24 protein-coding genes are annotated in these 25,660 nt (G+C 42.9%); 6 read left to right on the forward strand and 18 right to left on the reverse strand.

Annotation, left to right across the window (positions count from 1 at the left end; translation table 11 throughout):
• Nucleotides 1-5 precede the first annotated feature (5 nt).
• The 11 genes from dnaB to ppsA all read right to left on the reverse strand — a co-directional run bounded on the left by dnaB (nucleotide 6) and on the right by ppsA (nucleotide 12,005).
• The gene (dnaB, locus tag NI462_RS01490) at nucleotides 6-1,448 is read right to left on the reverse strand and encodes a replicative DNA helicase (protein ID WP_044108866.1); all 1,443 of its coding nucleotides are present in this window, start codon (nucleotides 1,446-1,448) and stop codon (nucleotides 6-8) included.
• 216 nt (nucleotides 1,449-1,664) lie between these two features.
• Nucleotides 1,665-2,111, reverse strand: coding sequence for a 50S ribosomal protein L9 (rplI, locus tag NI462_RS01495; RefSeq protein ID WP_004278793.1), 447 nt, complete (start codon nucleotides 2,109-2,111; stop codon nucleotides 1,665-1,667).
• A gap of 9 nt (nucleotides 2,112-2,120) precedes the next feature.
• Nucleotides 2,121-2,348 carry a 30S ribosomal protein S18 gene (gene rpsR / locus NI462_RS01500; RefSeq protein WP_004278792.1) on the reverse strand — a complete coding sequence of 76 codons (228 nt, stop codon included), beginning with the start codon at nucleotides 2,346-2,348 and terminating at the stop codon, nucleotides 2,121-2,123.
• Between the two features lie 12 nt (nucleotides 2,349-2,360).
• Nucleotides 2,361-2,747, reverse strand: coding sequence for a 30S ribosomal protein S6 (gene rpsF / locus NI462_RS01505; RefSeq protein WP_004278789.1), 387 nt, complete (start codon nucleotides 2,745-2,747; stop codon nucleotides 2,361-2,363).
• Between the two features lie 437 nt (nucleotides 2,748-3,184).
• The gene (cyoE, locus tag NI462_RS01510) at nucleotides 3,185-4,063 is read right to left on the reverse strand and encodes a heme o synthase (protein ID WP_153566251.1); all 879 of its coding nucleotides are present in this window, start codon (nucleotides 4,061-4,063) and stop codon (nucleotides 3,185-3,187) included.
• Nucleotides 4,064-4,073: 10 nt separating this feature from the next.
• Nucleotides 4,074-4,400: a cytochrome o ubiquinol oxidase subunit IV gene (locus NI462_RS01515; protein ID WP_004645410.1), complete on the reverse strand. Its 327-nt coding sequence runs from the start codon at nucleotides 4,398-4,400 to the stop codon at nucleotides 4,074-4,076.
• Nucleotides 4,400-5,020: a cytochrome o ubiquinol oxidase subunit III gene (gene cyoC, locus NI462_RS01520; RefSeq protein WP_004278786.1), complete on the reverse strand. Its 621-nt coding sequence runs from the start codon at nucleotides 5,018-5,020 to the stop codon at nucleotides 4,400-4,402. The genes NI462_RS01515 and cyoC overlap by 1 nt, the downstream gene beginning before the upstream one ends.
• A 4-nt stretch (nucleotides 5,021-5,024) precedes the next feature.
• Nucleotides 5,025-7,013 carry a cytochrome o ubiquinol oxidase subunit I gene (gene cyoB / locus NI462_RS01525; protein WP_253158829.1) on the reverse strand — a complete coding sequence of 663 codons (1,989 nt, stop codon included), beginning with the start codon at nucleotides 7,011-7,013 and terminating at the stop codon, nucleotides 5,025-5,027.
• Nucleotides 7,014-7,016: 3 nt separating this feature from the next.
• Complete coding sequence (cyoA, locus tag NI462_RS01530) at nucleotides 7,017-8,111, reverse strand: ubiquinol oxidase subunit II (protein ID WP_180086899.1); 1,095 nt, start codon at nucleotides 8,109-8,111, stop codon at nucleotides 7,017-7,019.
• A gap of 298 nt (nucleotides 8,112-8,409) precedes the next feature.
• Entirely contained in the window at nucleotides 8,410-9,207 is a 798-nt protein-coding gene (locus tag NI462_RS01535; RefSeq protein ID WP_004278783.1) for an RDD family protein, read from the reverse strand.
• A 419-nt stretch (nucleotides 9,208-9,626) separates the two neighbouring features.
• Nucleotides 9,627-12,005, reverse strand: a complete 2,379-nt coding sequence (gene ppsA / locus NI462_RS01540) for a phosphoenolpyruvate synthase (RefSeq protein WP_253158831.1) — start codon at nucleotides 12,003-12,005, stop codon at nucleotides 9,627-9,629.
• A 154-nt stretch (nucleotides 12,006-12,159) separates the two neighbouring features.
• On the opposite strand from ppsA, the gene ppsR reads away from it, so the two are divergent.
• A complete protein-coding gene (gene ppsR, locus NI462_RS01545) occupies nucleotides 12,160-12,996 on the forward strand; it encodes a posphoenolpyruvate synthetase regulatory kinase/phosphorylase PpsR (protein ID WP_005106620.1) in 837 nt (278 codons plus the stop codon).
• A gap of 246 nt (nucleotides 12,997-13,242) precedes the next feature.
• Here ppsR and NI462_RS01550 read toward each other — a convergent pair whose 3' ends face one another.
• The 4 genes from NI462_RS01550 to NI462_RS01565 all read right to left on the reverse strand — a co-directional run bounded on the left by NI462_RS01550 (nucleotide 13,243) and on the right by NI462_RS01565 (nucleotide 16,440).
• On the reverse strand, nucleotides 13,243-13,806 hold the full coding sequence (locus tag NI462_RS01550; protein WP_253158833.1) for an NAD(P)/FAD-dependent oxidoreductase: 564 nt from the start codon (nucleotides 13,804-13,806) through the stop codon (nucleotides 13,243-13,245).
• Between the two features lie 343 nt (nucleotides 13,807-14,149).
• Nucleotides 14,150-15,154, reverse strand: coding sequence for an LLM class flavin-dependent oxidoreductase (locus NI462_RS01555; protein ID WP_253158835.1), 1,005 nt, complete (start codon nucleotides 15,152-15,154; stop codon nucleotides 14,150-14,152).
• Nucleotides 15,155-15,323: 169 nt separating this feature from the next.
• The gene (locus NI462_RS01560) at nucleotides 15,324-15,779 is read right to left on the reverse strand and encodes a hypothetical protein (RefSeq protein ID WP_004278778.1); all 456 of its coding nucleotides are present in this window, start codon (nucleotides 15,777-15,779) and stop codon (nucleotides 15,324-15,326) included.
• Between the two features lie 244 nt (nucleotides 15,780-16,023).
• On the reverse strand, nucleotides 16,024-16,440 hold the full coding sequence (locus tag NI462_RS01565; RefSeq protein WP_004278777.1) for a glycine zipper domain-containing protein: 417 nt from the start codon (nucleotides 16,438-16,440) through the stop codon (nucleotides 16,024-16,026).
• Nucleotides 16,441-16,785: 345 nt separating this feature from the next.
• On the opposite strand from NI462_RS01565, the gene prfA reads away from it, so the two are divergent.
• Together prfA and prmC are read left to right on the forward strand one after the other, a co-directional pair.
• Nucleotides 16,786-17,874: a peptide chain release factor 1 gene (prfA, locus tag NI462_RS01570; RefSeq protein WP_004645400.1), complete on the forward strand. Its 1,089-nt coding sequence runs from the start codon at nucleotides 16,786-16,788 to the stop codon at nucleotides 17,872-17,874.
• The gene (gene prmC, locus NI462_RS01575; protein WP_253147521.1) at nucleotides 17,874-18,692 is read left to right on the forward strand and encodes a peptide chain release factor N(5)-glutamine methyltransferase; all 819 of its coding nucleotides are present in this window, start codon (nucleotides 17,874-17,876) and stop codon (nucleotides 18,690-18,692) included. Before prfA ends, prmC begins: the two co-directional genes overlap by 1 nt.
• A gap of 175 nt (nucleotides 18,693-18,867) precedes the next feature.
• Here prmC and NI462_RS01580 read toward each other — a convergent pair whose 3' ends face one another.
• Together NI462_RS01580 and NI462_RS01585 are read right to left on the reverse strand one after the other, a co-directional pair.
• On the reverse strand, nucleotides 18,868-19,221 hold the full coding sequence (locus NI462_RS01580; protein ID WP_004278774.1) for a hypothetical protein: 354 nt from the start codon (nucleotides 19,219-19,221) through the stop codon (nucleotides 18,868-18,870).
• A 228-nt stretch (nucleotides 19,222-19,449) separates the two neighbouring features.
• A complete protein-coding gene (locus tag NI462_RS01585; protein ID WP_180181375.1) occupies nucleotides 19,450-20,472 on the reverse strand; it encodes an AraC family transcriptional regulator in 1,023 nt (340 codons plus the stop codon).
• Nucleotides 20,473-20,610: 138 nt separating this feature from the next.
• Between NI462_RS01585 and NI462_RS01590 the strand changes: the two genes are divergently transcribed.
• The 3 genes from NI462_RS01590 to NI462_RS01600 all read left to right on the forward strand — a co-directional run bounded on the left by NI462_RS01590 (nucleotide 20,611) and on the right by NI462_RS01600 (nucleotide 24,677).
• Nucleotides 20,611-21,381: an SDR family NAD(P)-dependent oxidoreductase gene (locus tag NI462_RS01590; RefSeq protein WP_005263250.1), complete on the forward strand. Its 771-nt coding sequence runs from the start codon at nucleotides 20,611-20,613 to the stop codon at nucleotides 21,379-21,381.
• A gap of 247 nt (nucleotides 21,382-21,628) precedes the next feature.
• On the forward strand, nucleotides 21,629-22,765 hold the full coding sequence (locus NI462_RS01595; protein ID WP_253158837.1) for an acyl-CoA dehydrogenase family protein: 1,137 nt from the start codon (nucleotides 21,629-21,631) through the stop codon (nucleotides 22,763-22,765).
• A 265-nt stretch (nucleotides 22,766-23,030) separates the two neighbouring features.
• Nucleotides 23,031-24,677 (forward strand): AMP-binding protein, encoded by a 1,647-nt coding sequence (locus NI462_RS01600; RefSeq protein ID WP_253158839.1) that lies wholly within the window; start codon nucleotides 23,031-23,033, stop codon nucleotides 24,675-24,677.
• 254 nt (nucleotides 24,678-24,931) lie between these two features.
• Here NI462_RS01600 and NI462_RS01605 read toward each other — a convergent pair whose 3' ends face one another.
• A complete protein-coding gene (locus tag NI462_RS01605) occupies nucleotides 24,932-25,462 on the reverse strand; it encodes a pyridoxamine 5'-phosphate oxidase family protein (RefSeq protein ID WP_004731434.1) in 531 nt (176 codons plus the stop codon).
• Between the last annotated feature and the right edge of the window lie 198 nt (nucleotides 25,463-25,660).

The following is a 25,660-nucleotide window of genomic DNA, read 5'->3' on the forward strand; positions in this document are numbered from 1 at the left end:
CCTGATTACTCTTCGTCATCATACTGAGCATAGAACTCAGGCGAGAGATTACTAAAGCGGGTATATTGACCTTCGAATGCCAGACGCACGGTACCAATCGGGCCGTTACGCTGTTTACCGATAATGATTTCGGCGGTGCCAGCTTCCTTGGATTCCTTGTTATAAACCTCATCACGGTAAATAAACATGATCAAGTCGGCATCCTGCTCGATCGCACCGGATTCACGCAAGTCGGACATCACCGGGCGTTTGTTTGGACGGTTCTCCAGCGATCGGTTGAGCTGCGACAAGGCAATTACCGGACATTGCATTTCCTTCGCTAAAGCTTTTAAGCTTCGGGAAATTTCCGAGATCTCGCCGACACGGTTATCGCCCATACCGGGTACTTTCATCAGCTGCAAGTAATCGACCATGATACAGCCCAGCTTTCCACCATGCATTTTGGCAATACGACGTGCACGGGCACGTAATTCTGTTGGTGGCAGCGCAGAAGAATCATCGATATACAGATTTTTTTCTTGTAAATGCACAATGGTACTGGTGACTTTTGACCATTCATCACTGTCCATTTTACCAGAACGTAAATGCCCCTGATGCACGCGACCAAATGAGGAAATCAAACGCATGGCGATCGAGTCGGCGGGCATCTCCATTGAATAGACCAGAGCAGGCAGATTGTTATTGAATAAGACACTTTCGACCAGATTCATGGCAAAGGTGGTTTTACCCATGGATGGACGCGCCGCAACAATAATCAGGTCGCCGGATTGCATGCCGGAAGTTTTGTTATCCAGTTCCACAAAACCAGTGGTTAAACCGGTAATGCTGCCTTCCATTTGCGACAGTTCATTTAATTTGTCGAATACGTCCGCGACCACCGAGTTGATCGGCTTAGGCCCTTGCGCTTTGGCATTGTTATTATGCTGTTCGGCAATCGAGAAAATATTGGTCTCAGCCAGATCCAGAATTTCACTGACGGTACGGCCTTTGGTGTCATAGGCATTTTGTAAAATTTCAGAGCTGACTTTAATCATGCTGCGCAGGGTAGAGAATTCTTTAATTTTGCCTGCATAGGTTTCCAAATTATAGAAACTTGATGGCGAATCTGCCATCAGCTGCATCAGATATTCTTCGCCACCAATTGCATCAAGCAAGTTTTGTTTGATGAGCCAGTCATGCACCAGAACCGCATCATAAGGCGAGTTTTCTTTAGAGAGCTGCTCAATGGCACGGAAGATATATTTGTGTCGGGTGGCATAAAAATCATTTTCGGTCAGCACATCACCGACCTGCTCAAAAGATTCAGCCACAGTCATAAGGGCAGCAAGTACAGCCTGTTCAATTGCTAAATTGTGAGGTGGAGTACGGAACTCCTTGAGATTGCTATTTTCAGTAACAATTTCCGGTTTAGCAGGAGCTACCTTTTTGCTGGCATTCGCCTGTGACATATAAATCCCTGATTTTAAATACAATGGTTAAATATCGTAGGAGATGAATAGCGTTTATTCACTACGAGATGAAATGATACGCGCTCTGACCAAAAATGCGAAGTGCAATTTTTTGTAAACACGAATAATAAAATGAATTTGACAGTGTTGGCTAGATTATATTTTTTAGAGATAAAAAAAGAGCATGCTTTCGCATGCTCTTTTTGAGGCGAGAAATTACTCAGCTACGATAGTAACTAGAACTTCTGCAGTAACATCATGGTGCAATTGGATTGCGATGTTAAATTCGCCAGTGTGACGAAGCGCGCCATTTGGAAGACGTACTTCAGCACGGTCTACTTCTAGACCAGCATTTGTCAACGCGTCAGCGATGTCACGAGTACCGATAGAACCGAATAGTTTACCTTCGTCACCAGCTTTCGCAGTGATAACGATGTTCACTTCGTTCAATTGGTCAGCACGTGCTTGAGCAGCAGCCAAGATAGCAGCTTCTTCTTTCTCAAGTTCAGCACGACGAGCTTCAAAAGCAGCAGTGTTTGCTTCAGTTGCAGCAACAGCCTTACCTTGAGGGATAAGGAAGTTACGGCCGTAACCAGCTTTAACTGAAACTTTATCGCCTAGTTTACCTAGGTTTTTAATGCGTTGTAATAAGATAATATCCACAGCTCAACCTCACTTATGATTGTCAGTGTAAGGGATCAAAGACAAGTAGCGAGCTTGTTTGATAGCTAACGCTAATTGACGTTGGTAACGAGCTTTAGTACCTGTAATACGGCTAGGAACAATCTTGCCGTTTTCAGTGATGTACTGTTTTAAAGTGTCGATATCTTTGTAGTCGATGTACGTAACGTTCTCAGCTGTAAAGCGGCAGAACTTGCGACGACGGTAAAAACGTGCCATGTTATGTTCTCCTTAAGCTTCAGCAGAGTCTTGAGCGTGTTGTGCTTCTTCACGTTGAGCTTTACGCGCACGTTTTTCTTCAGCACTCTTCGCCAATAGTGACTCTTCAGTGATAGCGTTTTCACGACGGATGATAAGGCTACGAATGATTGCGTCGTTATAACGGAACAATTCTTCAAGCTCATCAAGAGTAGTTTGACCACACTCAACATTCATAAGAATGTAGTGAGCTTTGTGGATCTTGTTGATTGGGTAAGCCAATTGACGACGGCCCCAGTCTTCAAGACGGTGGATTTGACCTTCAGCTTCTTTGATGTGAGTTAGGTAGCGTTCTACCATACCAACTACTTGATCGCTTTGATCAGGGTGTACTAAAAGTACGATTTCGTAATGACGCATTGTCAGCTCCTTACGGTTTGGACAGCCCCAATTTAAGTAAATTGAAGCAAGGAGTCACAACCAAAGTTGTGTCGCAGTGTTTGCGAAGGGGGAATTGTAGTGATCTTTAGGGATAATTTCAACCAAATAAGACATTTTTGCGAAATTATATCTATAGTCAGATCTTTTAATAGAAAACCACATTAACTTTAAAACAGCAGGGTTCGACTGCTTAAATTCAGCAAATGTACTATTGAGAATATCAAGTGGCTTTCTCTAACTTAAAATCTGCATACACATTATCAATGTCAGGCTAAAACCAAAAAACGGTAAATTTATCAGAGATAAGAAAAGAGAGGGAGGTTCTAAAGCAGAGATTTTGATTCTGCTCTACAGATACTTGGAATGGGGGCTAGGAAAAATCAAAATAAAAAAAGATAGAGACTAACTCTATCTTTTTAAAAAAACACAATCTGTGTAGATGGTGCAGTTGAGGTAAAACTAAAGATAATACTGATGACAGTAATCAGGATCACCGAGAACAAGAAATATTTCTTTGCCCAAAGTTGATCATTTTCAGCTTTAAAGCCAATGACACCGATATACAACCAGTAAATGCACAGTAAGTTTAAAATCACTGCATAGAACCAGTTGGCATAACCAAAGACAAATAACGCATTCATGGTTAGTGTGAATAACACCACATAAACCAGTGATTCAATCTTGGTACGATGAATCGAACGCGCCACAGGCAAGATCGGAATGCCTGCATTTTTGTAATCATCAAAGCGGTAAATCGCAATCGCCCATGAGTGAGGCATTTGCCATAGCGCATAACCTAAAAAGATCAGTAACGCACCGAGGTCAAATTGATTGGCTACTGCGGTATAACCAATGACAGGCGGAGCTGCACCAGAAATACTGCCTACAACAGTTTGATGAATTGTGGTTCGTTTTGTCCATAGGCTGTAGAAACCAACATATACGACAAAACCAATCACCGCGAATAAGAAAGCGTACGCATTTACCCAGAACCATAAAAGACTAAAACCAACGATGCCTAATACCAGAGCAAAGGCCAGGGCAACAGGTTCGGAAATGGTTTTGGTGACCAGAGCACGGTTTTGGGTGCGCTGCATTTTTTGGTCGATGTCCTGGTCAATCACGTTGTTGACCACACATCCTGATGCTACGACAAGCGTAGTACCGAGAAGGGTAATAAGCAGGAGAAGGAAATCTACAGAACCTTGGGTGGCTACGAAGTAGCCACCCAAGGTGGTAACAAAGTTACCGAAGAGAATTCCTGGCTTAGTCAGGAATAAATACTTTTTCAGCATGACGACCAGTTTAGATCATCATGTTGTAGTGTAGGTAATTCATGATCCATACAGAACCCACTAAAAGAATAGCGATAGTTAAGATGGTATACACGAATGCAATCACGTTCCAGCGTTGCTCTGAAGAAGAGTTCATATGCAGGAAGTAAATTAACTGCACAAGAATCTGAGCAACCGCAGTAATCGCGATGACAGTAATCAAGATACCACGGCCAAAACCGCCTGCCATCACCATACCGAATGGAATTACGGTAAGGATGACAGAAAGGATGAAGCCAACAGTATATTGCTTAACGTTACCGTGTGATTCGCCAGCAGCGTTATGATCGTGACTCATTACAGAACTCCCATCAAGTAAACTACGCTGAATACACAGATCCAAACGATGTCAAGGAAGTGCCAGAACAAGCTTAGGCAAGCTAGACGACGCGTGTTTGCAAGAGTCAAACCATATTTCTTGATTTGAACCATAAGCACGATCATCCAGACCAGACCAGAAGTTACGTGAATACCGTGCGTACCTACCAAAGTAAAGAACGCAGATAAGAACGCACTTGTGCTTGGACCGTGACCAGCATGAACTAGGTGATTGAACTCATATAGTTCCATGCCGATGAAGATAGCACCGAATACCCAAGTAATCGCTAACCAAGTCAGTACTTTTGCAACGTCTTTTTTGTATGCAGCAAGAACTGCAAAACCAAAGGTTACAGAAGAGATCAAGAGGGCGAAGGTTTCAGTAAGAACGAAACCTAAAGAGTCGCCAAACAGGTCTCTCGCACTTGGAGTACCCACAGGAATGTGGCTACTCAAAACAGCGAACGCAATGAAGAGTGTGCCGAACAGGACAAGGTCACTCATCAAGTAAGTCCAGAAACCAAAGACGGTGATGTCAGTATCATCGTGATGATGATGCTCATCGTGTCCGTGGTTATCGTGATGAAGTACTTCAGCCATTGTCTTAGTCCTTCTTCAAGTGTTTTTCAAGAATCGCATAGCGTTCGTTTTCAATACGCTCAACTTCAGCAGCTGGAACATAGTAATCCACTTTCTTGGTGAAAGAAGACACGATGAAGCTAATGATAGAAGCAAGGAACGTAACAACTACTAACCACCAGATGTGCCAGATTAAACCGAAGCCCATAACAGTGATGAACATCGCGATAACGAAACCGGCAGCACGGTTAGTTGGCATATGAACATCTTCGTACTTCGTTGGTTTTGCATACGCAACACCATTTTCTTTCTCGATCCAGAAAGTATCAATACCATTGATCTTTGGAAGATGAGCAAAGTTATAGAACGGAGCAGGAGAAGATGTCGCCCATTCAAGGGTACGACCATCCCATGGATCGCCAGTCAAATCCAGACGTTGCTCACGTTGTAAGAAACCAACCACGATTTGCAGAATGAAACATACGATACCAAGCGCAATCAGAACTGCACCGAACATCGCGATATTTACATACGGGTCCCATTCTGGGTTGTCAAATGTATTCAAACGACGTGTCATACCCATGAAACCAAGGATATAAAGTGGCATGAACGCAAAGTAGAAACCGAAGAACCAGAACCAGAACGCTGCTTTACCCCAAGTCTCATTCAGTCTCCAACCGAACATTTTCGGCCAGTAGAAGATGATACCTGCGAACATCGCAAATACTACACCACCAATAATTACGTTATGGAAGTGAGCAATCAGGAATAAAGAGTTATGTACCAGGAAGTCCGCTGGTGGAACCGCCATCAATACACCTGTTAAACCACCGATACCGAAAGTTACCAGGAAGCCTAGTGTCCATAGCATTGGAGTAGTGTAAACAATACGACCCTTGTACATGGTGAATAACCAAGAGAAGATTTTCACACCTGTAGGAATCGCAATAATCATGGTCATGATACCGAAGAACGCGTTAACGTTGGCACCTGCACCCATGGTAAAGAAGTGGTGAACCCATACAACGAATGACAATACTGTGATTGCTACTGTTGCATACACCATTGATTTGTAACCGAACAATGCTTTGCGCGAGAAAGTCGCAACAACTTCAGAGTAAATACCAAATGCTGGTAATACCAAGATATATACTTCCGGGTGACCCCAAGTCCAAATCAAGTTCACGTACAACATCGGGCTACCACCCAAGTCGTTAGTAAAGAAGTGGAAACCGAAGTAACGGTCAAGCGTTAACATTGCAATTGTTGCAGTCAACACTGGGAAAGCCGCAATAATCAATACTGCTGTACATAAAGATGTCCAGGTAAAGATTGGCATTTCCATAAGTTTCATGCCAGGCGCACGCATTTTGATGATGGTAACGAAGAAGTTAACACCCGTTAATAGCGTACCCAGACCTGAAATTTGCAGTGCCCAGATATAGTAGTCCATACCTACGCCTGGAGAGTATTCAATGCCAGACAGTGGAGGGTATGCCATCCAGCCTGTTGCAGCGAACTCACCTAACGCGAGTGACACCATCATTAGACCCGCAGCACCGGCGAATAACCAGAAGCTGAGTGAGTTTAATAATGGAAATGCAACGTCACGTGCACCGATTTGAAGCGGTACAGAGATGTTCATCAAACCAACAACAAGACCCATTGCCACGAAGAAGATCATGATCACGCCATGCGCGGTAAAGATCTGATCGTAATGCTCAGGGTGTAAATAACCTTCGCCGCCACCTTTTGCAAGGAACTGCTGAAGACGCATCATGATCGCATCGGCGAAACCACGCACCAGCATGATGATCGATACGAACAGGTACATGATACCAATTTTTTTATGGTCTACAGATGTGAACCATTCGTTCCACAGGTAGCCCCATTTTTTGAAGTAGGTAATACCGGCAACAACTGCGATACCACCCAAGATCATCATTGCAACAGTTGCCAATACGATTGGATCGTAAGGAATTGCATCCGGACCTAACTTACCTAAGAAGCTCATGTCTTATTCTCCTTGAGAAGCAGTCGCATGTTCACCAGCTACATGAGCTTCAGAAGCAGACGCTTCATGAGCAACAGCATCAGTCGCTGCAGCTTCTACAGGAGCTGAATGGTCAGCACCGTGGTAGTTACTCATATACTTGTGAATCACAGATTCAAACAAACCTTGCTCTACAGAAGAGTAGTAAGTCACAGGATGTGGCTTAGTAGGGTAAGGCTTCATTGCTTCAGCAGCAGCCTTCTCTTCAGGAGTCTTAGCTCTTGCAATAATCGCTTCGATCTGGTGAACACCGCGGTTACCGTCACGTAAGCTTGCAAATTCAGCTTGGTCTAGAACAGTTTTTTGTACTGCATTAGGGTTAACTGAAGTACCGTTTCCTGCCTGAATAGCAGAAACCCATTCGGCAAACTGGGCATCAGTCACAGAATGTGCACGGAAGCGCATTTGTGAGAAGCCGTAACCTGAATAGTTTGAAGAGAAACCACGGTAGCCTTCAGCTGGGCTAGTTTCATCAGCTAATAGGTTGAGGTGAGTTTGCATACCTGCCATTGCATAAATCTGACCACTTAACGCCGGGATGAAGAACGAGTTCATCGTGAAGTTAGAGGTTAAACGAAGGCTTACCGGAGTTTGCTCTGGGAAACGCAATTCGTTAACAGTTGCAATGCCTTGCTCAGGATAGATGAAGATCCATTTAAATTGCTCAGCAATAACTTGAACAGTTAATGGCGCTTTATCTGCTTCAATTGGACGGTATGGGTCATACTTGTGGGAGCCCCACCAAGTTAACCAAGCTAAAATACCAATAATAATGACAGGGATACCCCATACTACAATTTCAATCGCAGTAGAGTGTGTCCATGTAGGTTTATAGTCTGCGTCTTTATTCGATGCACGATATTTCCAACCGAACCATAATGCCATGATGATTGATGGAATAACCACCAATAGCATTAAGTAAATCGCAGTCATCATCAGGTTACTTTGACCTGCTGCAACTGGACCTTTAGAGTTCAGAAGTACCATATCACCACCACACCCGGTCAAGAGTGCAGTCATCGCAGATAAAGACAATACAGCTAAAATCGTTTGTCTCATTTTACAACCTCGGTGAAGAGTCCCATTCCCTAATTTAATATGGGATAGCGATTAAAGTGCATATGACAAAAAAGGCTGAATTTTACAAAACATCCTATTAATCACAATACACCGCTACGTTGTAGGGCATTATGCCTGAGATTCACGAACTAAGCTATATCTAGGGCGCTTTAAATGCCTGTAATAAAAACCGATTTTGCTGGTCTGGATTGGGGAGGATTTATGGGAATTTTATTTCAATTTCAAAGTTCTGTAATCAAAATGGGATGATATTCATCCCATTTTGTGTATTCCTGCACTATTGTTTCACAACTTGCGTTTTTGCGAGTTTATCGTGCAAGGTTTGACGTTTTTTGCCCAATCCGAAGGCCCAGTCAATAATTAAACTCAGTGGCATAAATACAATATTTAAAAATATGAAAAATACGCTACGAATAGTAAAGGCGCGCAACAGGCTGGTCTTTTCACCTGATTCTACATCTACAATTTTGATTTTCGTGAGCTTTTTACCAATACTTTGGCCTGATTTGGCAATCAGAAAGGCTTGAATGGCCAGCATGATAATCAAATAGACCGCTGTGGCAAGCCACGCCTGCTGAGAAAACATCTCAAACATTTGAGTCTGTAATTGCTGAGCCATTGCAGGATCTGCATCGCTACTCAGCACAACATTCATGAATTCTTCATTCAGTTGAGCAAACCGGGTTTCCTGTTCAGGCGTAAAAAAAGCAGTCAAAATGAAGGTTGCTGGTAGCCACAGTAATACGTCTACAATTTTGGCCAGGATACGGCTTGGAATACTGGCAAGTTCATTTTTTTGAGTTGCTGTTTGAGTATGAGGCTGTGAGTAGGCCGAAGTCGTTGGTTGGCTATTCTGGAATACCGGCGTTTCAGGTGTGACTGCTGGAGCGACATAACCTTCGGGTTGATATACCGATTTTCCTTGGGTAAGTTCACCTAAGGCTTTCCACTCGGTCATGCCTTGATGCCATGCCAGGTCAGTCAGCATGACTTGTTGATTCGCCAGCATCTGATTCAATTGCTCGAGCGTATATGGACCAGCTTGTTGATTGTTTCGTGCCAAGTAAATCTGCATATAGACTGAATCTCAATATATAAATGTGAACTGATAATAGCTTTGAACAAGATTGTATTGAATTCTGTTTTGAAAACAAACATTCTCTCATCGTAAGATATAGATTAATTAAGGATTTTCAATCATATTTCTTATTAAAAATGCGCCCATACAAAATTGCAAGGATCACCATTCTTAAAAATATCTTCCCGAACATCCAATGGTTATTCATTATTATTGCCATTTTGATATGACTTTACTGTTGGTATTTGTTTGTCATTACAGTTTTCATGTGTTGATAAGCTTTTTTTTAATTATTTTTATAAATTCAATAGTTTAGCTTGTGATTGGGTCTTTAGTTATCAATTTTCAAACAATAAATCATAATATCTATCTCATAAAAAAGACCCTATCAAAGGGTCTTTTTTATTCAAAATTGCTTATGCTTTTTGCACTTTTTCTTCAGCCAGGAAGAACCAAGTTTCAAGTACCGAGTCTGGGTTTAAAGATACAGAGTCGATACCTTGTTCCATTAACCATTGTGCAAGATCTGGGTGATCAGAAGGACCTTGACCACAAATGCCTACATATTTGCCAGCTTTACGGCATGCTTGAATTGCAAGAGAAAGCAACGCTTTAACCGCAGGGTCGCGCTCATCAAATAGGTGAGAGACAATACCAGAGTCACGGTCAAGACCAAGTGTTAATTGTGTCAAGTCGTTTGAACCAATAGAGAAACCATCGAAATGTTCAAGGAACTGATCTGCCAATAAAGCATTGGTTGGAAGTTCACACATCATGATCACTTTAAGGCCATTTTCACCGCGCTTAAGACCATTTAATGCAAGAAGTTCAATGACACGTTTCGCTTCAGCAACAGTACGAACAAATGGAATCATGATCTGGATATTGGTTAAACCCATTTCATCACGTGCCTTTTTCAATGCACGACATTCAAGTTCAAAGCAATCACGGAAGTTATCAGAAACGTAGCGACTTGCACCACGGAAACCTAGCATCGGGTTTTCTTCTTCTGGCTCGTATAACTTACCACCGATCAAGTTTGCATATTCGTTAGACTTAAAGTCTGACATACGAACAATGACTGGCTTGTCTGCAAATGCAGCAGCAAGTGTCGAGATACCTTCGACCAGTTTCTCTACATAGAATTCGATTGGAGATGCATAACCTGCAGTACGCGCCATGACTGCTGCACGTGTTTCACGTGGAAGGCTGTCAATATTGATCAATGCTTTCGGGTGAACACCAATCATACGGTTAATAATGAATTCAAGACGCGCCAGACCAATACCTGCGTTTGGAATTTGAGTAAAGTCAAATGCACGGTCCGGGTTACCCACGTTCATCATGACTTTAAATGGAAGAGCAGGCATAGACTCAATTGAATTCTTTTGAATTTCAAAATCTAGTGCGCCTTCATAGATAAAGCCAGTATCACCTTCGGCACAAGACACAGTCACTTCCTGACCGTCTACAAGAACTTCAGTTGCATTACCACAACCAACGATTGCAGGAACACCAAGCTCACGTGCAATGATTGCAGCGTGACAAGTACGACCACCACGGTTTGTTACAATCGCAGCTGCACGTTTCATGACTGGTTCCCAATCCGGGTCAGTCATATCAGATACAAGAACATCACCATCTTGTACTTTGTCCATTTCTTTAATAGACGTTACGATGCGGACTTTACCAGAACCAATGCGTTGACCGATTGAACGACCTTCACAAATTACAGTGCCACGTTGTTTCAACAGGTAGCGTTCCATGGTGCCGACATTTTCACGGCTTTTTACAGTTTCAGGACGCGCCTGAACGATGTAAATCTTGCCATCATCGCCATCTTTTGCCCACTCGATGTCCATTGGTGCACCGTAGTGGTTTTCAATGATCAGCGCTTGTTTAGCAAGTTCTTGTAATTCCTGGTCGTTTAAAGCGAACTGTTGGCGTTCAGCTTTTTCCACATCCACGACAACGACAGATTTACCTGCAGATGCTTCTTCACCATAAATCATTTTCTGGTGCTTAGAACCCAGGTTGCGACGAAGGATCGCGTGTCGGCCTGCATTTAAAAGCGGTTTAGAAATATAGAATTCGTCCGGGTTAACTGCACCTTGAACGACCATTTCACCCAAACCATAAGATGCAGTAATGAATACTGCATCACGGAAGCCTGATTCAGTATCTAGCGTAAACATCACACCTGCAGCGCCAGTTTCTGAACGAACCATGCGTTGTACACCAGCAGACAGGGCAACTACATCATGGGCAAAGTTTTGGTGTACACGGTATGAGATTGCGCGGTCGTTGTACAAAGATGCAAACACTTCTTTGATTGCGATCAGAACGTTATCGATACCACGAATGTTCAAGAAAGTTTCTTGCTGGCCGGCAAAAGAAGCATCCGGCAAATCTTCTGCAGTTGCAGAAGAACGAACGGCAACCGCGATGTCAGGGTTGCCGTTAGAAAGTTCTGCAAATGCTGTACGAACTTCTTGTTCTAATGCAGGCGTAAGTGGAGTATCCACAATCCATTGACGAATTTTTGCGCCAGTTTCAGCGAGTGCATTCACATCATCAACATTGAGTGCAGCAAGCTCTGCATTGATTTTAGCGTTTAGGCCACTTTGCTCGAGAAATTCACGGTAGGCATCGGCAGTCGTTGCGAAACCACCTGGCACAGATACACCAGCATTTGATAAATGGCTGATCATTTCGCCTAGTGATGAGTTTTTCCCACCGACTAGCTCAACGTCGTGCTTCCCTAATTTTTCCAGACCAATTACGCGCGCTTCCAAAGTTGTTACTCCACTTTTGCAGTATTAATCACTATCTCGGCATGAGAGTATAGCAAATCATCTAGGTTTTTGATTTTACTAAGCGACAGTCATGTAAGATCGGTTTACTATAAAGATTATATAGCACTAAGACAAATGTTGGAGGAGAATTTTAATGTCGGAAGGTAAACAAATTCAGCGTAGTGTTTTCTTTATTTCAGATGGTACCGCCATCACCGCTGAAACTCTTGGACACTCGCTGTTAGCGCAGTTTCCACATGTGAAATTTGACATTCATATTATCCCTTACATTAGCTCCGAAGAAGCGGCCACAAATGTGGTGGCAGAGATCAATGCAAGAGCTCAAGTCGACGGTGAAAAACCGCTGGTATTTGATACCCTAGTTGATCCCTATGTGCGCGACATTATTAATACTGCAAATGCAGTAAATCTCGATGTATTTGAAGGGCTTATTAGTAAGTTGGCTGATGAATTAGGCACGATTCCTACAACTTTAGTCGGGCAGACCCACGCGGTGACCGACTCTGAGTCTTATAAGGCCCGTATTGATGCTGTTCATTTTGCTTTAGATAACGACGACGGCGCACGTACCCGTCATTATGATAAAGCTGACCTGATCCTGATTGGTGTATCGCGTTCAGGTAAAACCCCGACCTCTATTTATCTGTCTTTGCAGTTCGGTATTCGCGTGGCGAACTATCCACTGACTGAAGAAGATTTGGATGATAACCGACTGCCAGCCGTGCTGCGACCGCATAAAAACAAGCTGTTTGGCCTGATGATTGATGCGGAACGCCTTGTGGCCATTCGTTCTGAGCGTAAGGCCAATAGCCGTTATGCCAGCTTTAGTCAGTGTCAGATGGAGTTGCGTGCGATTGAAGGAATTTATATTTCGGAAGGCATCAAGTACCTGAATGTGTCTGAAATGTCGATTGAAGAAATCTCAACACGTGTGTTGCAAATGACCGGTTTAAAACGTCGAATCGGTTAAGAAACCAGCCAGAGCCAAACTGCGGTTTGGCTTTGATTTATAGCTAAAAATTACAAGTAAGCATTGATTAATCGAAATAATGTATGAATTTTATAATTCTAAAAAAATACCAACTATCACATTCTGAAATGTAAGAGGGTTTTCTTTGCTCATTTTGTTGAATAAATCATCATGTTGGTTCTTGGCACGTAAATCAGAAGCTCATTATTAGCTCATCAATTTTTTATTTTTACTGTTCAGTACGAGTTATTTTTCTGCTAAATAAGTATGAATAATGATATCGACTGGATGCTGCTCACCATTGATACAATGAATCGTATTTTCCGAAATTTTCAGAATCGGCCAGGTAATCAGCTGGCAATTTTCACGTTGTAGAGCAGCATAATAATGATCTGATTTCAGATAAATTTTACGGGAAGATGCAAGATTTGGCATTAACTGGCGTCTTAGCCACAAATTCTGCACCTGATTTTCTAAAAACCGCAGAGAGAGTAGACTTTTAATGCGGTTGTTAAATAAGCGACGATTTTTACCAATTAGTGGATGATTAATAATCCGTTGCAGAATTCGGTCGGAACCAGGCAATACAAAAGCGGGATTAATCTGGAAAACTTTCACCGAACGGGCATATTGACTGATTTTATCCAGCTGGCTCACGGTAAACTGATCCGTGCCAATAATCGCAATATCTTTATCTGCATAATCCAATTCTAACAGTTCGGAAGAGGGCACTTTAATTCCATTAAACTGCTGAAAATGTTCGGGGCGATTTTCAAAAATACCAGCGTGTGGATCCTGCTTGGTAGACATTAGAATTCCTTGAATTTATTTAATAATTAATTTTCTTTGTATGAGATATAAACAAAAACTCAAGCCAGGGTAAAGTGAAAAATTTAACTTAGACAGTCATCTATTTGACCAAAATATAAAATCTGATTTTGTTGAGGCTGAATGGGTTTACAGGCGATCCAAAAAGAATGAATTTTAACTTGCTGAGATGGATGAAGGAAATGAAGTGTTCGTTCAAAGAAGAGGCTGTTTAATGGAGGAGGTCGATAGAAATGATTTTACTGGGATGTTTCTTTTAGTCATTTATCTTTAAAGGTGAAAAAACATCTACCCATTGCTGAGAATAGGTAGATGCAGCTTTCATTTACAGACCGTTTTTAATTTGCATCAACAGCTCAAAGTTGTGCAGACGTTTGTCAGTGTCATAGATGTCACAAGTAAAGATAAACTCATCCACGTCATATTTGGCTAAAAGCGATGCCAGACCGGCTTTAACGGTTTCTTTGGAACCGACCTGAGCCATGGCAAAGAAATTATCGACTGACATTTTTTCCGGCGGCGACCACAGACCTTCCATCGAATCAATAGGTGCTTTAAGTTTTAGGCTTTGCCCACGAATCAGTGATAAAACCCGCTGATAGGCACTGGTCGACAGATATTGTGCTTCTTCATCGGTATCTGCGACACAGGTCGGTACGCCCATCGATACATAAGGACGATCGAGATATTCAGACGGTTCAAAGTTTTCACGATATAATTGAATGGCCTGACCCAGCATACGCGGGGCAAAATGCGAAGCGAAGGAATAAGGTAGGCCGAGTTTTGCTGCCAATTGCGCACTAAACAGACTGGATCCTAATAACCATACAGGTACATGCGTGCTTTGACCCGGCGTTGCCACAATACGCTGTCCTGGAATTGGATCTTTAAAATATTGCAGAATTTCCAGAACATCCTGCGGAAATTGATCTTCGGTTTCCTGACGGCCACGACGCAGGGCACGCATGGTCATTTGATCTGTACCGGGTGCGCGGCCCAGACCCAGTTCAATCCGGTCCGGATAGAGCGTCGCCAATGTGCCGAACTGTTCAGCCACGACCAGCGGTGCATGGTTGGGCAACATAATTCCGCCAGAGCCTAAAGTTAAGGTTTTGGTATTCGCCAGTAAATAGCCTAAGAGAACTGCAGTTGCTGAACTGGCAATACCATCCATATTATGATGTTCTGCCAGCCACATCCGGCGATAACCCAATTTTTCTGCTGTTTGGGCAAGTTCCAGCGCATGGTTCAGCGCGAATTGAATGCTCTTGTCGTCACGAACAGGAACCAGTTCGAGTATAGAGAACTGGGTATCGTTAAGCGTACGCATAGTATTACTCTTAAATAAACATCTCTAAAAGCATACGACTTTAGAATGTATTTGTATATCGAAAAAAATCGATATAAGTGTAAACCAAAAGATAAAGATAAAAAATAAAGGCAAAAAAATAAGCATCCGAAGATGCTTATAAAGGAGGAAAGAAGAAGGGGAGAGAATCTTAACGACGACGGTTGTTATAGCGATAATCGTTATAACGGTAGTTACGAGAAGAGTTATAGCGACGTTCGCTGCGGTCATCATAACGACGGTCTTCGCTAACTTTTTTACCTAAAGCTGAACCACCTGCTGAACCCAGTGCCGCACCGATATAACCACCGTTAGTGCCTGCCATGTTTCGGCCAACTGCATAACCTGCACCGCCACCTAAAGCACCACCGATAATCGCACCATTACGGTCACGTTTATTTGCCGCTACTGCGGCACCCGCACCGCCACCAATCGCTGAACCGATTGTTGCACCAGTGGTACCGCCCATCTTATTACCTACTGCAGCACCAACAACCCCACCTAGTGCAGAAGCTAAAGCTGTATTGGTTGTATTGCCTGCATTGGCAGCTGTCATACCCATGGCTGAGGTTGCTACAACAGCGATCATTAGAGATTTATAGTTCATGAGGACACCTTCTATATATCTAGCTATATTTTGTTGATGAGATAAATTTAATCTAGCAAGCGCCAAACAGCATGGAGGCAATGTTGGCGAATTGTGATTTTTATCTCCTTAATTTATTCATGATGTGGGCAGGATAATTCCATGTATTAATTGAAAATTCACGTAGTAAAGCAGCAATAAAAAAGCACCAAAAGGTGCTTTTTATGTTAAATGTAGCGTCTAGTCTAAACTGCCTGAACGCAAATTAACGGTAACGTTTTTTCCAGTGTTTAGAGCGTTTTTCCACTGCTTTATCTTTGGCAATCTTGTTACCCAGTGCCGCACCACCGGCAGCACCTAAGGCTGAACCGATATAACCACCGTTAGTACCGCCCATATTTTTACCTACGGTATAACCGGCACCGCCACCTAGGGCACCACCAATGGCAGATTCAGTACGGTTTTTCTTGCTGCTTGCAACTGCTGCACCGCCAGCACCACCTAAAGCAGCACCAATGGTTGCGCCGGTGTTACCGCCCATGTTTTTACCTAATGCTGTACCTGCAACACTACCTAAAGCACTTGCTGCTGCAACACGCGCTGTACTGTCGGCATGTGCGTTTACGGTCATCATTGAACCAGCAGCTAAAACTGTACTCATTAAAAGTGCGTTGAGTTTCATGTCATCACTCCGTGTCCATCAACAGGACTGTAATTATTTCGATGCGGAAAATGTAACAAATCATGCCCAAAACAATATGAAGATGTTTCTTCATAATTCCCTGCTTTATTTGGCGAATTGTAAAATCGGCAAGAAATAAGAATAAGATCGACTATAAAAAAGGCAATTCCACTGTTTTTAATCATATTTGTTAACAAATGCTGTAGAGCACGAATGATAGCAACGCGGACTTACTCAATAATGATGTTCATTAGAAGCCAGAGTCGTTAAACTAGGCGCAATTTTTTGATTTCGCTGTGCTAAATCGGTTTTTAGTCCCAGCCTATGTTTGAGATTTTTTAGAAAATGAAAGAATCGTTACGTTTACGATTAGACCAACTCTCTGACCGCCATGAAGAATTGACCGCATTACTGGCTGATGTAGAAGTCATTTCTGATAATAAGCGCTTCCGTCAATTGTCACGTGAGCATAATGACTTAACAGAAATCACTAATGTCTGGACCAAGTACAGACAGGCGGAAGAAGACATTGAAACGGCTCAGGCCATGCTGTCAGATCCGGACTTTAAGGAAATGGCGCAGGAAGAGATTAAAGAGAATAAAGCTTTAATTGAATCGCTTGAAGCTGATCTGAACATCTTGATGATTCCGAAAGATCCGAATGATGCCAACTCGGCTTATCTTGAGATTCGTGCCGGAACCGGTGGCGATGAAGCTGCGATTTTCTCAGGCGATTTATTCCGTATGTATAGTAAATATGCGGAAAACCAAGGCTGGCGTATTGAAATCCTCTCTGAAAATGAAGGCGAACATGGCGGCTATAAAGAAGTCATCTGCCTGATTAATGGTGACGGTGTTTACGGTCGTCTAAAATTTGAAAGTGGTGCGCATCGTGTACAGCGTGTACCGGCGACCGAATCACAAGGCCGAGTGCATACTTCTGCTTGTACCGTTGCGATTCTTCCTGAAATTGATGTTGATACCTCGGTCGAAATCAATTCATCCGATTTGCGGATTGATACGTATCGTGCTTCAGGTGCAGGCGGTCAGCACGTTAACAAAACCGATTCTGCAGTACGTATTACCCACATTCCAACTGGCACAGTGGTGGAATGTCAGGAAGAGCGTTCACAGCATAAGAACAAGGCCAAAGCGATGGCACTGCTGGTATCACGTTTGGAAAATGCCAAACGTGCAGCAGCAGATGCAGCAACCTCGGAAATGCGTCGTGACCTGGTGGGATCGGGTGATCGTTCGGAACGTATCCGTACTTATAACTATCCGCAAGGTCGTATGACCGATCACCGCATTAACCTGACTTTATACAAGCTGGATGCCGTGATGGAAGGTGATTTGACCGAATTGCTGGATAGTCTGCACCGCGAATATCAGGCGGATCAGTTGGCCATGCTTGCACAGCAGAATGGTGGATAATGAATATTTTACAAGCCTTGGCTTTACGCGGCGAAGCTGAAAGTTACGAACGTCAGGAAAATGCCTGGTTATTGGAACACATCACCAAGATTGATTCATTTGATCTGCTGATGAAAAAGGATCAGGAGTTAACGCCGGAACAGGAACAGGCGTATAAAGACGGGTTGGCGCGTATTGCTGCTGGCGAGCCTTTGGCTTATGTCACTGGTTCACAGCCATTCTGGACTTTGGACCTCAAAGTGACCAAAGATACCTTGGTGCCACGTCCGGATACTGAAGTACTGGTTGAGACTGTGTTGAAATTGGATCTGCCTGATGATGCCCGTGTGGTGGATTTGGGTACAGGTACTGGTGCGATTGCTTTATCGCTGGCATCTGAGCGTTCCAACTGGACAGTAACGGCTTCCGATATCTACGAGCCTACGCTGGAAGTAGCGAAATATAATGCGGAACAACATGATATTGAGAATGTAGAATTTGTTCTGGGTTCATGGTTGAAGCCATTTGGCCGTGAATTCTTTGACGCGATTGTATCGAATCCACCTTATATCGACGCTGATGATGTGCATATGCAGAATCTGGCGACTGAACCGGAACGTGCGCTGGTGGCAGATAAAAAGGGGCTGGCCGATATTGAAATGATTATTCTGCAAGCCAAGAAGCATTTGACTGTGAATGGTTGGGTGGTGCTTGAACATGGTTATGATCAGGCAGACGCCGTACAACATCTATTTAAACAGGCGGGTTATAAGCAAGTCCGCACGGTTAAAGATTATAGCGGGAATGATCGCGTGACTTTGGGTCAATGGCCGCATTAATCTGTAATTCTTTTCTATAAAAAAGCGACTACATTAGTCGCTTTTTTATTGGATTTTTTCTTTATAAATTCCTGACTGCATTTGAAACCTTAAGTATTTTTAATAACATCACGCCATAACTAAAAACAAAAAAAGCGATGCCAGAGCACCGCTTTCGAGGAATTTTTAAAAAGAATTACATCGGATAATCCTGTAGACAGTCATAGACTTCTACCTGATCTAGGCTACCTGTTTCCATTGCCAGACAAAGTGCCACAACTTTCAAAGTGTCTGCCAGAGATTTTTCATCTTTCAAGGCAATACCTTGTTGTAATTCATTGATACGCTCTGCCGGAATTTCAAGGGCCTGAGCCGCTTCCACAGCGTCCACCTGGTTAAAGAAGTGCAGAATTGCATCTTTCAGTTCTGCATCCGATGCATTTAAAATCCCTTGATTCAACTGTTCTGTGATGAGATCAGTCGAAGAAAATAAAGCTTTAGAGAAGTTTTGGACAAGATTTTGCCCAAGCACATCAGTCATCTTTAACATGGAGATACCTTCAACTAGAAAGGAAAATGGAGAGTACAGCCAATAGCAAAAGTGCTATAAATTGAATGAAAAATAATCTATTATCGGGTAAATTGCAAAGCTTTTCGGGTGACTGTGTAGTCCTGCTAATATATGTTTCAGGGCTTGAAATATATAATCATAATAAAAATAAATGCTTAGAATGTAAGTATTTTTGAATGATATTTTTAAAGTCTAAATTTATATAAATTATCTAATATTATTTTGCCGATACGCACCTGGACTGACGCCAGTCCACTTTTTGAATGCACGATGAAATGCACTGGATTCCTGAAAGTTAAGCTGATCGCTGATCTCTTGTAAACTTTGTTCAGTACGGGTCAGTAATTCAATTGCGGTATCCCGGCGTATCTCATTTTTTAATTGCTGATAGCTGACACCTTCACTTTTTAAACGCCGTTGCATGGTGGCTTCAGACATATTCATTTTTAAGGCTAGTTCATTCAGTTCCAGCCATTCTGCCGGCGAAACCTGTAGCAATTTTCGGCGAATCTGGGTGCTCAAGGCATAGGGGTTTTTAAAACGCACCAATAAATTTTGTGGTGTTTGCTGAATAAACTGATACCAAGACTGAGTATCCTGTTTAATCGGCAGTTGCAGATAGCTGGCATCAAATTGCACGTAATTTTCGCTGGCCTGATATTCAATCTGTTCACAGAATCGAACTTTGTAATCAAAATCATTCAGTGGTGCTGCACATTTCAATTGAATCTGATTAAGCAAAATCCGTTGTCCACTTAACCAGCAGATCAGGGTATGAATCAGCATCAGATAAGTCGCATAACTAAACATACGTTTGGTTGTTTTTAAATCATAAATCACGATATAGGCATAGTGTTCCTCAACCATGAGCGTGCTTTGCAGGTCGTCCAAAACCAAGTTGAGAAATTGCAGAATGTTTTGCAGCGCTTTTTCCAGTGTATCTGCCTGCATAACCATTTTCGAAAGCAATTTAAAACTGCCACGACGCATGGCATGGCTGTCCATGCCAAAAAATTCGTCATTCATGCTATCTGCAAGCACAGTCCATAATTGGGCAAATTGGCTGACCGACACGCGTGCCTTGGGAGCATTTAATACTTCTGCTGGGATATTGGCTTTTTTCAAAATGGCAGGGATATCAAATTGCAGCCGTTTGGCATCCAGCAATGCTTCGTTCACCAGGTCAATCGAGATGGTGCCTTTGCTATATTCCAGTGCAGGCTTATGCATATTCAGTCTGACATCCTTGTTTTCATTGTCCAAATACATCATGCAAGATGCAATATTTGGAAATTGTACAGAATAAAAACTCTGTTTACTCTGCATATTAAGTCGTATCTGAAATAGAAAAATCGCTAGGAAATAAACATGAACATTCAGGGAAAAGTTATTGTGATCACTGGTGGTGCCTCAGGTTTGGGTGCAGCTACAGCGACTCATTTGGTTGAACACGGTGCTAAAGTGATTCTGGTCGATATGAATCAGGAGCAGGGTCAGGCATTACAGCAGCAACTGGGCTCACAGTCTGAATTTGTACAGCTCGATGTGACCGATGAACAGACAGTTGAAGCTTTCTTCGCTCATGTTGAAAGCACATATGGCCAACTGAATGGTTTGATCAACTGTGCCGGGATTGCGCCATCCGCCAAAGTATTGGGTCGTAACGGCATCCATGAATTGGCAATGTTCCAAAAAGTGCTGAATATTAATGTAAACGGTACTTTTAATATGTTGCGTCATGCGGCGGCTTTAATTGCAAAATATGAGCTGCAAGCTGGTGAAGAAGAACGTGGCGTGATTGTGAACACCGCTTCGGTTGCCGCTTATGACGGCCAAATTGGTCAGACTGCCTATGCGGCTTCTAAAGGTGCAGTAGTCGCAATGACTTTACCTCTGGCACGTGAACTGGCCCGTGAAGCGATCCGTGTCATGACCATCGCGCCGGGCATTATGGAAACTCCGATGCTAAAAGGCATGCCACAAAATGTCCAGGATGCTTTAGGACAAATGGTGCCGTTTCCACCACGTCTGGCAAAACCACAGGAATTTGCCCATCTGGTGGGACATATTTTTGAAAATAGTTATTTGAATGGTGAGGTCATTCGTTTGGATGGCGCAATCCGTATGCAGCCTAAATAAGTTTTCGATTTATATAGGACATGATGATTTGCACAGCTACCAATTTTTCATTGAATTTAAATGAATTTGCTTAAGCATGCATTTTCTTTTGAAGGATCAAAAGAAACAAAAATCCTTTGCGAAAATGAAGATACATCCCTGTATCTCAGTTTCGCAGGCGACATCCATGCCGCCTTATCCGACGTGCCAACGATCTCAATAGTAAAAAGCTTGAAGTAAATAAAATAGATATACAAAGGGAAGTTCAATGATTTTAAATGATGAACAAAAAATGATTCAGGACATGATGCGCAATTATTCGCAGCAGAAACTGAAACCGACAGCGGCCTTACGCGACAAAACGGCACAATTCCCAGCACAAGAACTTAAAGAGCTTGGTGAGCTTGGTGCATTGGGTATGACAGTGGCTGAAGAATGGGGTGGTGCAGGTCTGGATTATGTATCATTGGTTTTGGCGCTAGAGGAAATTGCCGCAGGAGATGGTGCAATCTCGACGATTATCAGTGTGCAGAATTCTTTGCCTTGCGGCATTACCCAGCGTTATGGCACTGAAGCACAAAAACAGCAGTATTTAACCAAACTGGCAACAGGTGAATGGCTCGGCTGTTTCTGTTTGACAGAACCTCAGGCCGGTTCGGATGCCAGTTCGCTGGAGTGTAAAGCCGAACGTGATGGTGATGAATGGGTGCTAAATGGCACCAAGCAGTTTATCACGACAGGTAAACACGCACAGATTGCACTAGTCTTTGCTGTGACCGATAAATCCGCAGGGAAAAAAGGTATTTCATGTTTTCTGGTGCCGACCGATGCACCGGGTTATATCGTGTCACGCCTAGAAGAGAAAATGGGTCAGCATTGTTCTGATACCGCGACCATCGTTCTGGATAACTGCCGGATTCCTGCTGCCAACTTGCTAGGTCAGGAGGGTGAAGGTTATAAAATTGCCTTGTCGAACCTTGAATCGGGTCGGATCGGCATTGCGGCACAATCTGTCGGTATGGCTCGGGCTGCACTGGATGCTGCAGTGGAATATGCCAATGACCGTAAAGCCTTTGGTGTAGAAATTGTGCAACATCAGGCTGTGGCATTCAGGCTGGCAGATATGGCGACACAAATTGAAGCGGCGCGACAATTGGTCTTGCATGCGGCAACGCTTAAAGATGCTGGCCAGCCATGCTTAAAAGAAGCTTCTATGGCCAAGCTGTTTGCATCGACTATTGCAGAGCGAGTCTGTTCAGATGCGATCCAGATTCATGGTGGCTACGGTTATGTCTCTGATTTTCCAGTAGAGCGTATTTACCGTGATGTGCGCGTGAGCCAAATTTATGAAGGTGCATCGGATATTCAACGTTTGGTGATTGCGCGTGAAGTCTGTCAATGTTGAGTTTGATTAAAAATAGACTTTGGTCGATGTTCAAATCTGGCATTTCGGTTGATGGATATGAAAATTGCCAGGATCAAGCAACCCTGATTAGCTAAAGACAGACAGTACGCAGAAGATAAATAAAGCAGCATGATTCATGTCTTAGTCATCAGGCATGAATCAGATGTGAAGAAACTATGCTGATGGAATCAGCAGGAACAACAACGATAAGTGGACACACTCAGGCAAGGTCGCCTGAAAATACAACAGGATAGAGGTTGTCGTCATGAAGACACTAGAACAAGCATATGTTGATTTCAATTTTGAAAATATGGTTCAGGAACATCTGGCTGGAAATGCAGAGTCCATCAATGCCTATACTGAATGTTGTGGACGTTACCTTGGCCAAAACCGAACCGCACTGATCTGGGAAGGCAAAAATGGTCAAACAGAGCAGTGGACATTTGAACAATTGGCAACTGCTTCAGGACAGCTGGCCAATTATATGCATTCTCTGGGTTTAAAGGCTGGAGATTGTATTGCTGGACTACTGCCAAGAACACCTGCACTCTTAATTACTATTTTGGCCACTTGGCGGATCGGTGCTATCTATCAGCCTTTGTTCACTGCCTTTGAAAGTAAAGCAATTGAGCATCGTATGAGTACGGCCGCTACTCAACTGATTGTCACCGATCAAGAGCAGCGCCTGAAACTGTATGATCTGAATGTTCCAAATATTCTGACCGTACATCAGGCAGTGGCAGATCATTATCCGGATGCTGATTTTTGGACCGAGTTAAAGCAGCAGTCAGAAGAGTTTGAGCCAGTGAGTGGCCAATTTAATGATATTTTTCTGATGATGTTTACTTCAGGCACCACAGGCTTGGCAAAATCGGTTCCTGTACCTTTAAAAGCGTTGTTGGCCTTTAAAGGCTATATGCTGCACGCCGTAGATCTGCGAGAAGAAGATTCCTTCTGGAATCTGGCAGATCCAGGTTGGGCCTATGGACTATATTATGGCATTGCGGGCCCGCTCAGTTTAGGTCATAGCATCATTATGGATGAACGTGGATTTAGCGTCGATAATGCTGTACATATCATTGAGAAATATAAAGTCAGTAACCTGACTGGCTCGCCAACCGCATTCCGGATGTTCTTCGGCTTTAAAGAAAAATTTGATGCAGGCATCAGTTCGCATTTGCGTGTGGTCAGTAGTGCAGGTGAGCCGCTCACGCCTGAAGTGATTCAGTGGTTCAATCATGATTTAAATGTGAATATTTATGATCAATATGGACAGACTGAACTCGGTATGGTGATCGCCAATCATCATGGCTTGGAGCATCATAAAAAAGTGGGTTCAGCTGGATTTGCGATTCCGGGGCATCGCTTTGCGGTATTGAACGCAGAACATCAGGAAGTCGAAAAAGGCGGGATTGGAATCTTGGCAATTGACTGTTCGGCTTCACCCTTGATGTGGTTTAAAGGCTATGCCGGTCATAATCGAAAGTCTTTTGTCGGGCAGTATTATCTCACTGGTGATACCGTGAAGCTGAATGAATATGGCGGTATTGATTTTATTGGGCGTGCAGACGATGTCATTACAACTTCGGGCTATCGGGTTGGGCCTTTTGATGTAGAAAGTACTTTGCTTGAATGTGAAGAAGTGCTTGAATCTGCAGTCGTCGGCAAGCCAGATCCAGAACGTACTGAAATTGTGAAAGCCTTTGTAGTACTTAAATCAGCATATCCAGCCACTGAAGATTTGATGTTGAAACTGCAAAGTTATGTACGTTCACGCTTATCCAAACATGCCTATCCGAAAGAGATTGAGTTTGTGACGTCTTTGCCTAAAACATCGAGTGGCAAGATTCAGCGCAATTTACTCAAACAGCAGGAAGTTGCCAAACTTCAAGAGATGAAGCGAGTCAGTTAATTTTTCAAATTAATTGTTTGATTGAATGTTCAAAGGCTGCCATGGCAGCCTTTGGTTTTTTTAGGAAATAAATCTTCTACTTAAATTTTAGTCAGATATTGAGCTGATTTCCCCAAACTTATATCTTCAAGAGAGCAGATTGAGGCAAGCTAAAATTATAATTTTTATGTCATTACAGTAAAATTACATTAATATTTAAAATGAAATATATCAAAAATTTAGCCTCTTAATTTCAAGAGGCTAAATCTCATTCATTACCAGATATTACCTTGTAGATTCACTTTTTGATGTTCTGCATGAGGTTCGCCCGCTTCACCAGTTACGCCGCCTTTTAAGGCTTTAAAAAGCTGGGTGACTTTGTTGTCTGTCACATTCCAATATTCTGCGCTGACTGCTTCAGCAATCAATACCCGTACGGTAGGATCATCTTTGCCTTCAAACCAGTTTTCAGCCCACGGATTCCACAACTGTTCAATCAGAATGCGGTCAGTACTGATCTGGGCATGTGCACTAATCGACACGTAAATACCATCTGATGGTTTTGCAAAAGACAGACCAATCTGACCACGGCCTGTTTCTGCTGCTTTGACCAGATCATTGGTGTTACGCAGGATGAAATATAAGTTTTGACGTTCATTCATCTGCTCGGAGTTCAGCATGGTCATCGGCTGGGAGTGTATTTCATGTGTGTCGGTTAAATGGCTGATCATGGTGTAACGAACATCCTTGATCAATTCCCATAATTTTTCACGATTATCATGTTGAGTATTGTTATGCTCGGTCATGTATGTTCTCCATACGATTTTATGAAAGCTGAAAAGATTGCTTGGTATTTTCAGATTAATCATATTTAGAGACAGATGCCTTAGGTCTCACTGAACTCATACATTTTCATACTCAAATACAGGCAGAGACTACAGAATTGCTAAACAAGGCAGTTCTATTTACAGGGTAATTCAATAGCAAAGATTTTAAAAACTTCA

This window comes from Acinetobacter lwoffii (assembly GCF_024129715.1).
GTDB classification, from domain to species: domain Bacteria; phylum Pseudomonadota; class Gammaproteobacteria; order Pseudomonadales; family Moraxellaceae; genus Acinetobacter; species Acinetobacter lwoffii_U.

Bases quoted from the DNA above. Each gene is read 5' to 3' on its own strand.
- dnaB (WP_044108866.1), bottom strand. From the start codon at position 1,448: ATGTCACAGGCGAATGCCAGCAAAAAGGTAGCTCCTGCTAAACCGGAA.
- rpsR (WP_004278792.1), bottom strand. From the start codon at position 2,348: ATGGCACGTTTTTACCGTCGTCGCAAGTTCTGCCGCTTTACAGCTGAG.
- rpsF (WP_004278789.1), bottom strand. From the start codon at position 2,747: ATGCGTCATTACGAAATCGTACTTTTAGTACACCCTGATCAAAGCGAT.
- cyoE (WP_153566251.1), bottom strand. From the start codon at position 4,063: ATGCTGAAAAAGTATTTATTCCTGACTAAGCCAGGAATTCTCTTCGGT.
- NI462_RS01515 (WP_004645410.1), bottom strand. From the start codon at position 4,400: ATGAGTCACGATCATAACGCTGCTGGCGAATCACACGGTAACGTTAAG.
- cyoC (WP_004278786.1), bottom strand. From the start codon at position 5,020: ATGGCTGAAGTACTTCATCACGATAACCACGGACACGATGAGCATCAT.
- cyoB (WP_253158829.1), bottom strand. From the start codon at position 7,013: ATGAGCTTCTTAGGTAAGTTAGGTCCGGATGCAATTCCTTACGATCCA.
- cyoA (WP_180086899.1), bottom strand. From the start codon at position 8,111: ATGAGACAAACGATTTTAGCTGTATTGTCTTTATCTGCGATGACTGCA.
- NI462_RS01535 (WP_004278783.1), bottom strand. From the start codon at position 9,207: ATGCAGATTTACTTGGCACGAAACAATCAACAAGCTGGTCCATATACG.
- ppsR (WP_005106620.1), top strand. From the start codon at position 12,160: ATGTCGGAAGGTAAACAAATTCAGCGTAGTGTTTTCTTTATTTCAGAT.
- NI462_RS01550 (WP_253158833.1), bottom strand. From the start codon at position 13,806: ATGTCTACCAAGCAGGATCCACACGCTGGTATTTTTGAAAATCGCCCC.
- NI462_RS01555 (WP_253158835.1), bottom strand. From the start codon at position 15,154: ATGCGTACGCTTAACGATACCCAGTTCTCTATACTCGAACTGGTTCCT.
- NI462_RS01560 (WP_004278778.1), bottom strand. From the start codon at position 15,779: ATGAACTATAAATCTCTAATGATCGCTGTTGTAGCAACCTCAGCCATG.
- NI462_RS01565 (WP_004278777.1), bottom strand. From the start codon at position 16,440: ATGAAACTCAACGCACTTTTAATGAGTACAGTTTTAGCTGCTGGTTCA.
- prfA (WP_004645400.1), top strand. From the start codon at position 16,786: ATGAAAGAATCGTTACGTTTACGATTAGACCAACTCTCTGACCGCCAT.
- prmC (WP_253147521.1), top strand. From the start codon at position 17,874: ATGAATATTTTACAAGCCTTGGCTTTACGCGGCGAAGCTGAAAGTTAC.
- NI462_RS01580 (WP_004278774.1), bottom strand. From the start codon at position 19,221: ATGTTAAAGATGACTGATGTGCTTGGGCAAAATCTTGTCCAAAACTTC.
- NI462_RS01585 (WP_180181375.1), bottom strand. From the start codon at position 20,472: ATGCATAAGCCTGCACTGGAATATAGCAAAGGCACCATCTCGATTGAC.
- NI462_RS01590 (WP_005263250.1), top strand. From the start codon at position 20,611: ATGAACATTCAGGGAAAAGTTATTGTGATCACTGGTGGTGCCTCAGGT.
- NI462_RS01595 (WP_253158837.1), top strand. From the start codon at position 21,629: ATGATTTTAAATGATGAACAAAAAATGATTCAGGACATGATGCGCAAT.
- NI462_RS01600 (WP_253158839.1), top strand. From the start codon at position 23,031: ATGAAGACACTAGAACAAGCATATGTTGATTTCAATTTTGAAAATATG.
- NI462_RS01605 (WP_004731434.1), bottom strand. From the start codon at position 25,462: ATGACCGAGCATAACAATACTCAACATGATAATCGTGAAAAATTATGG.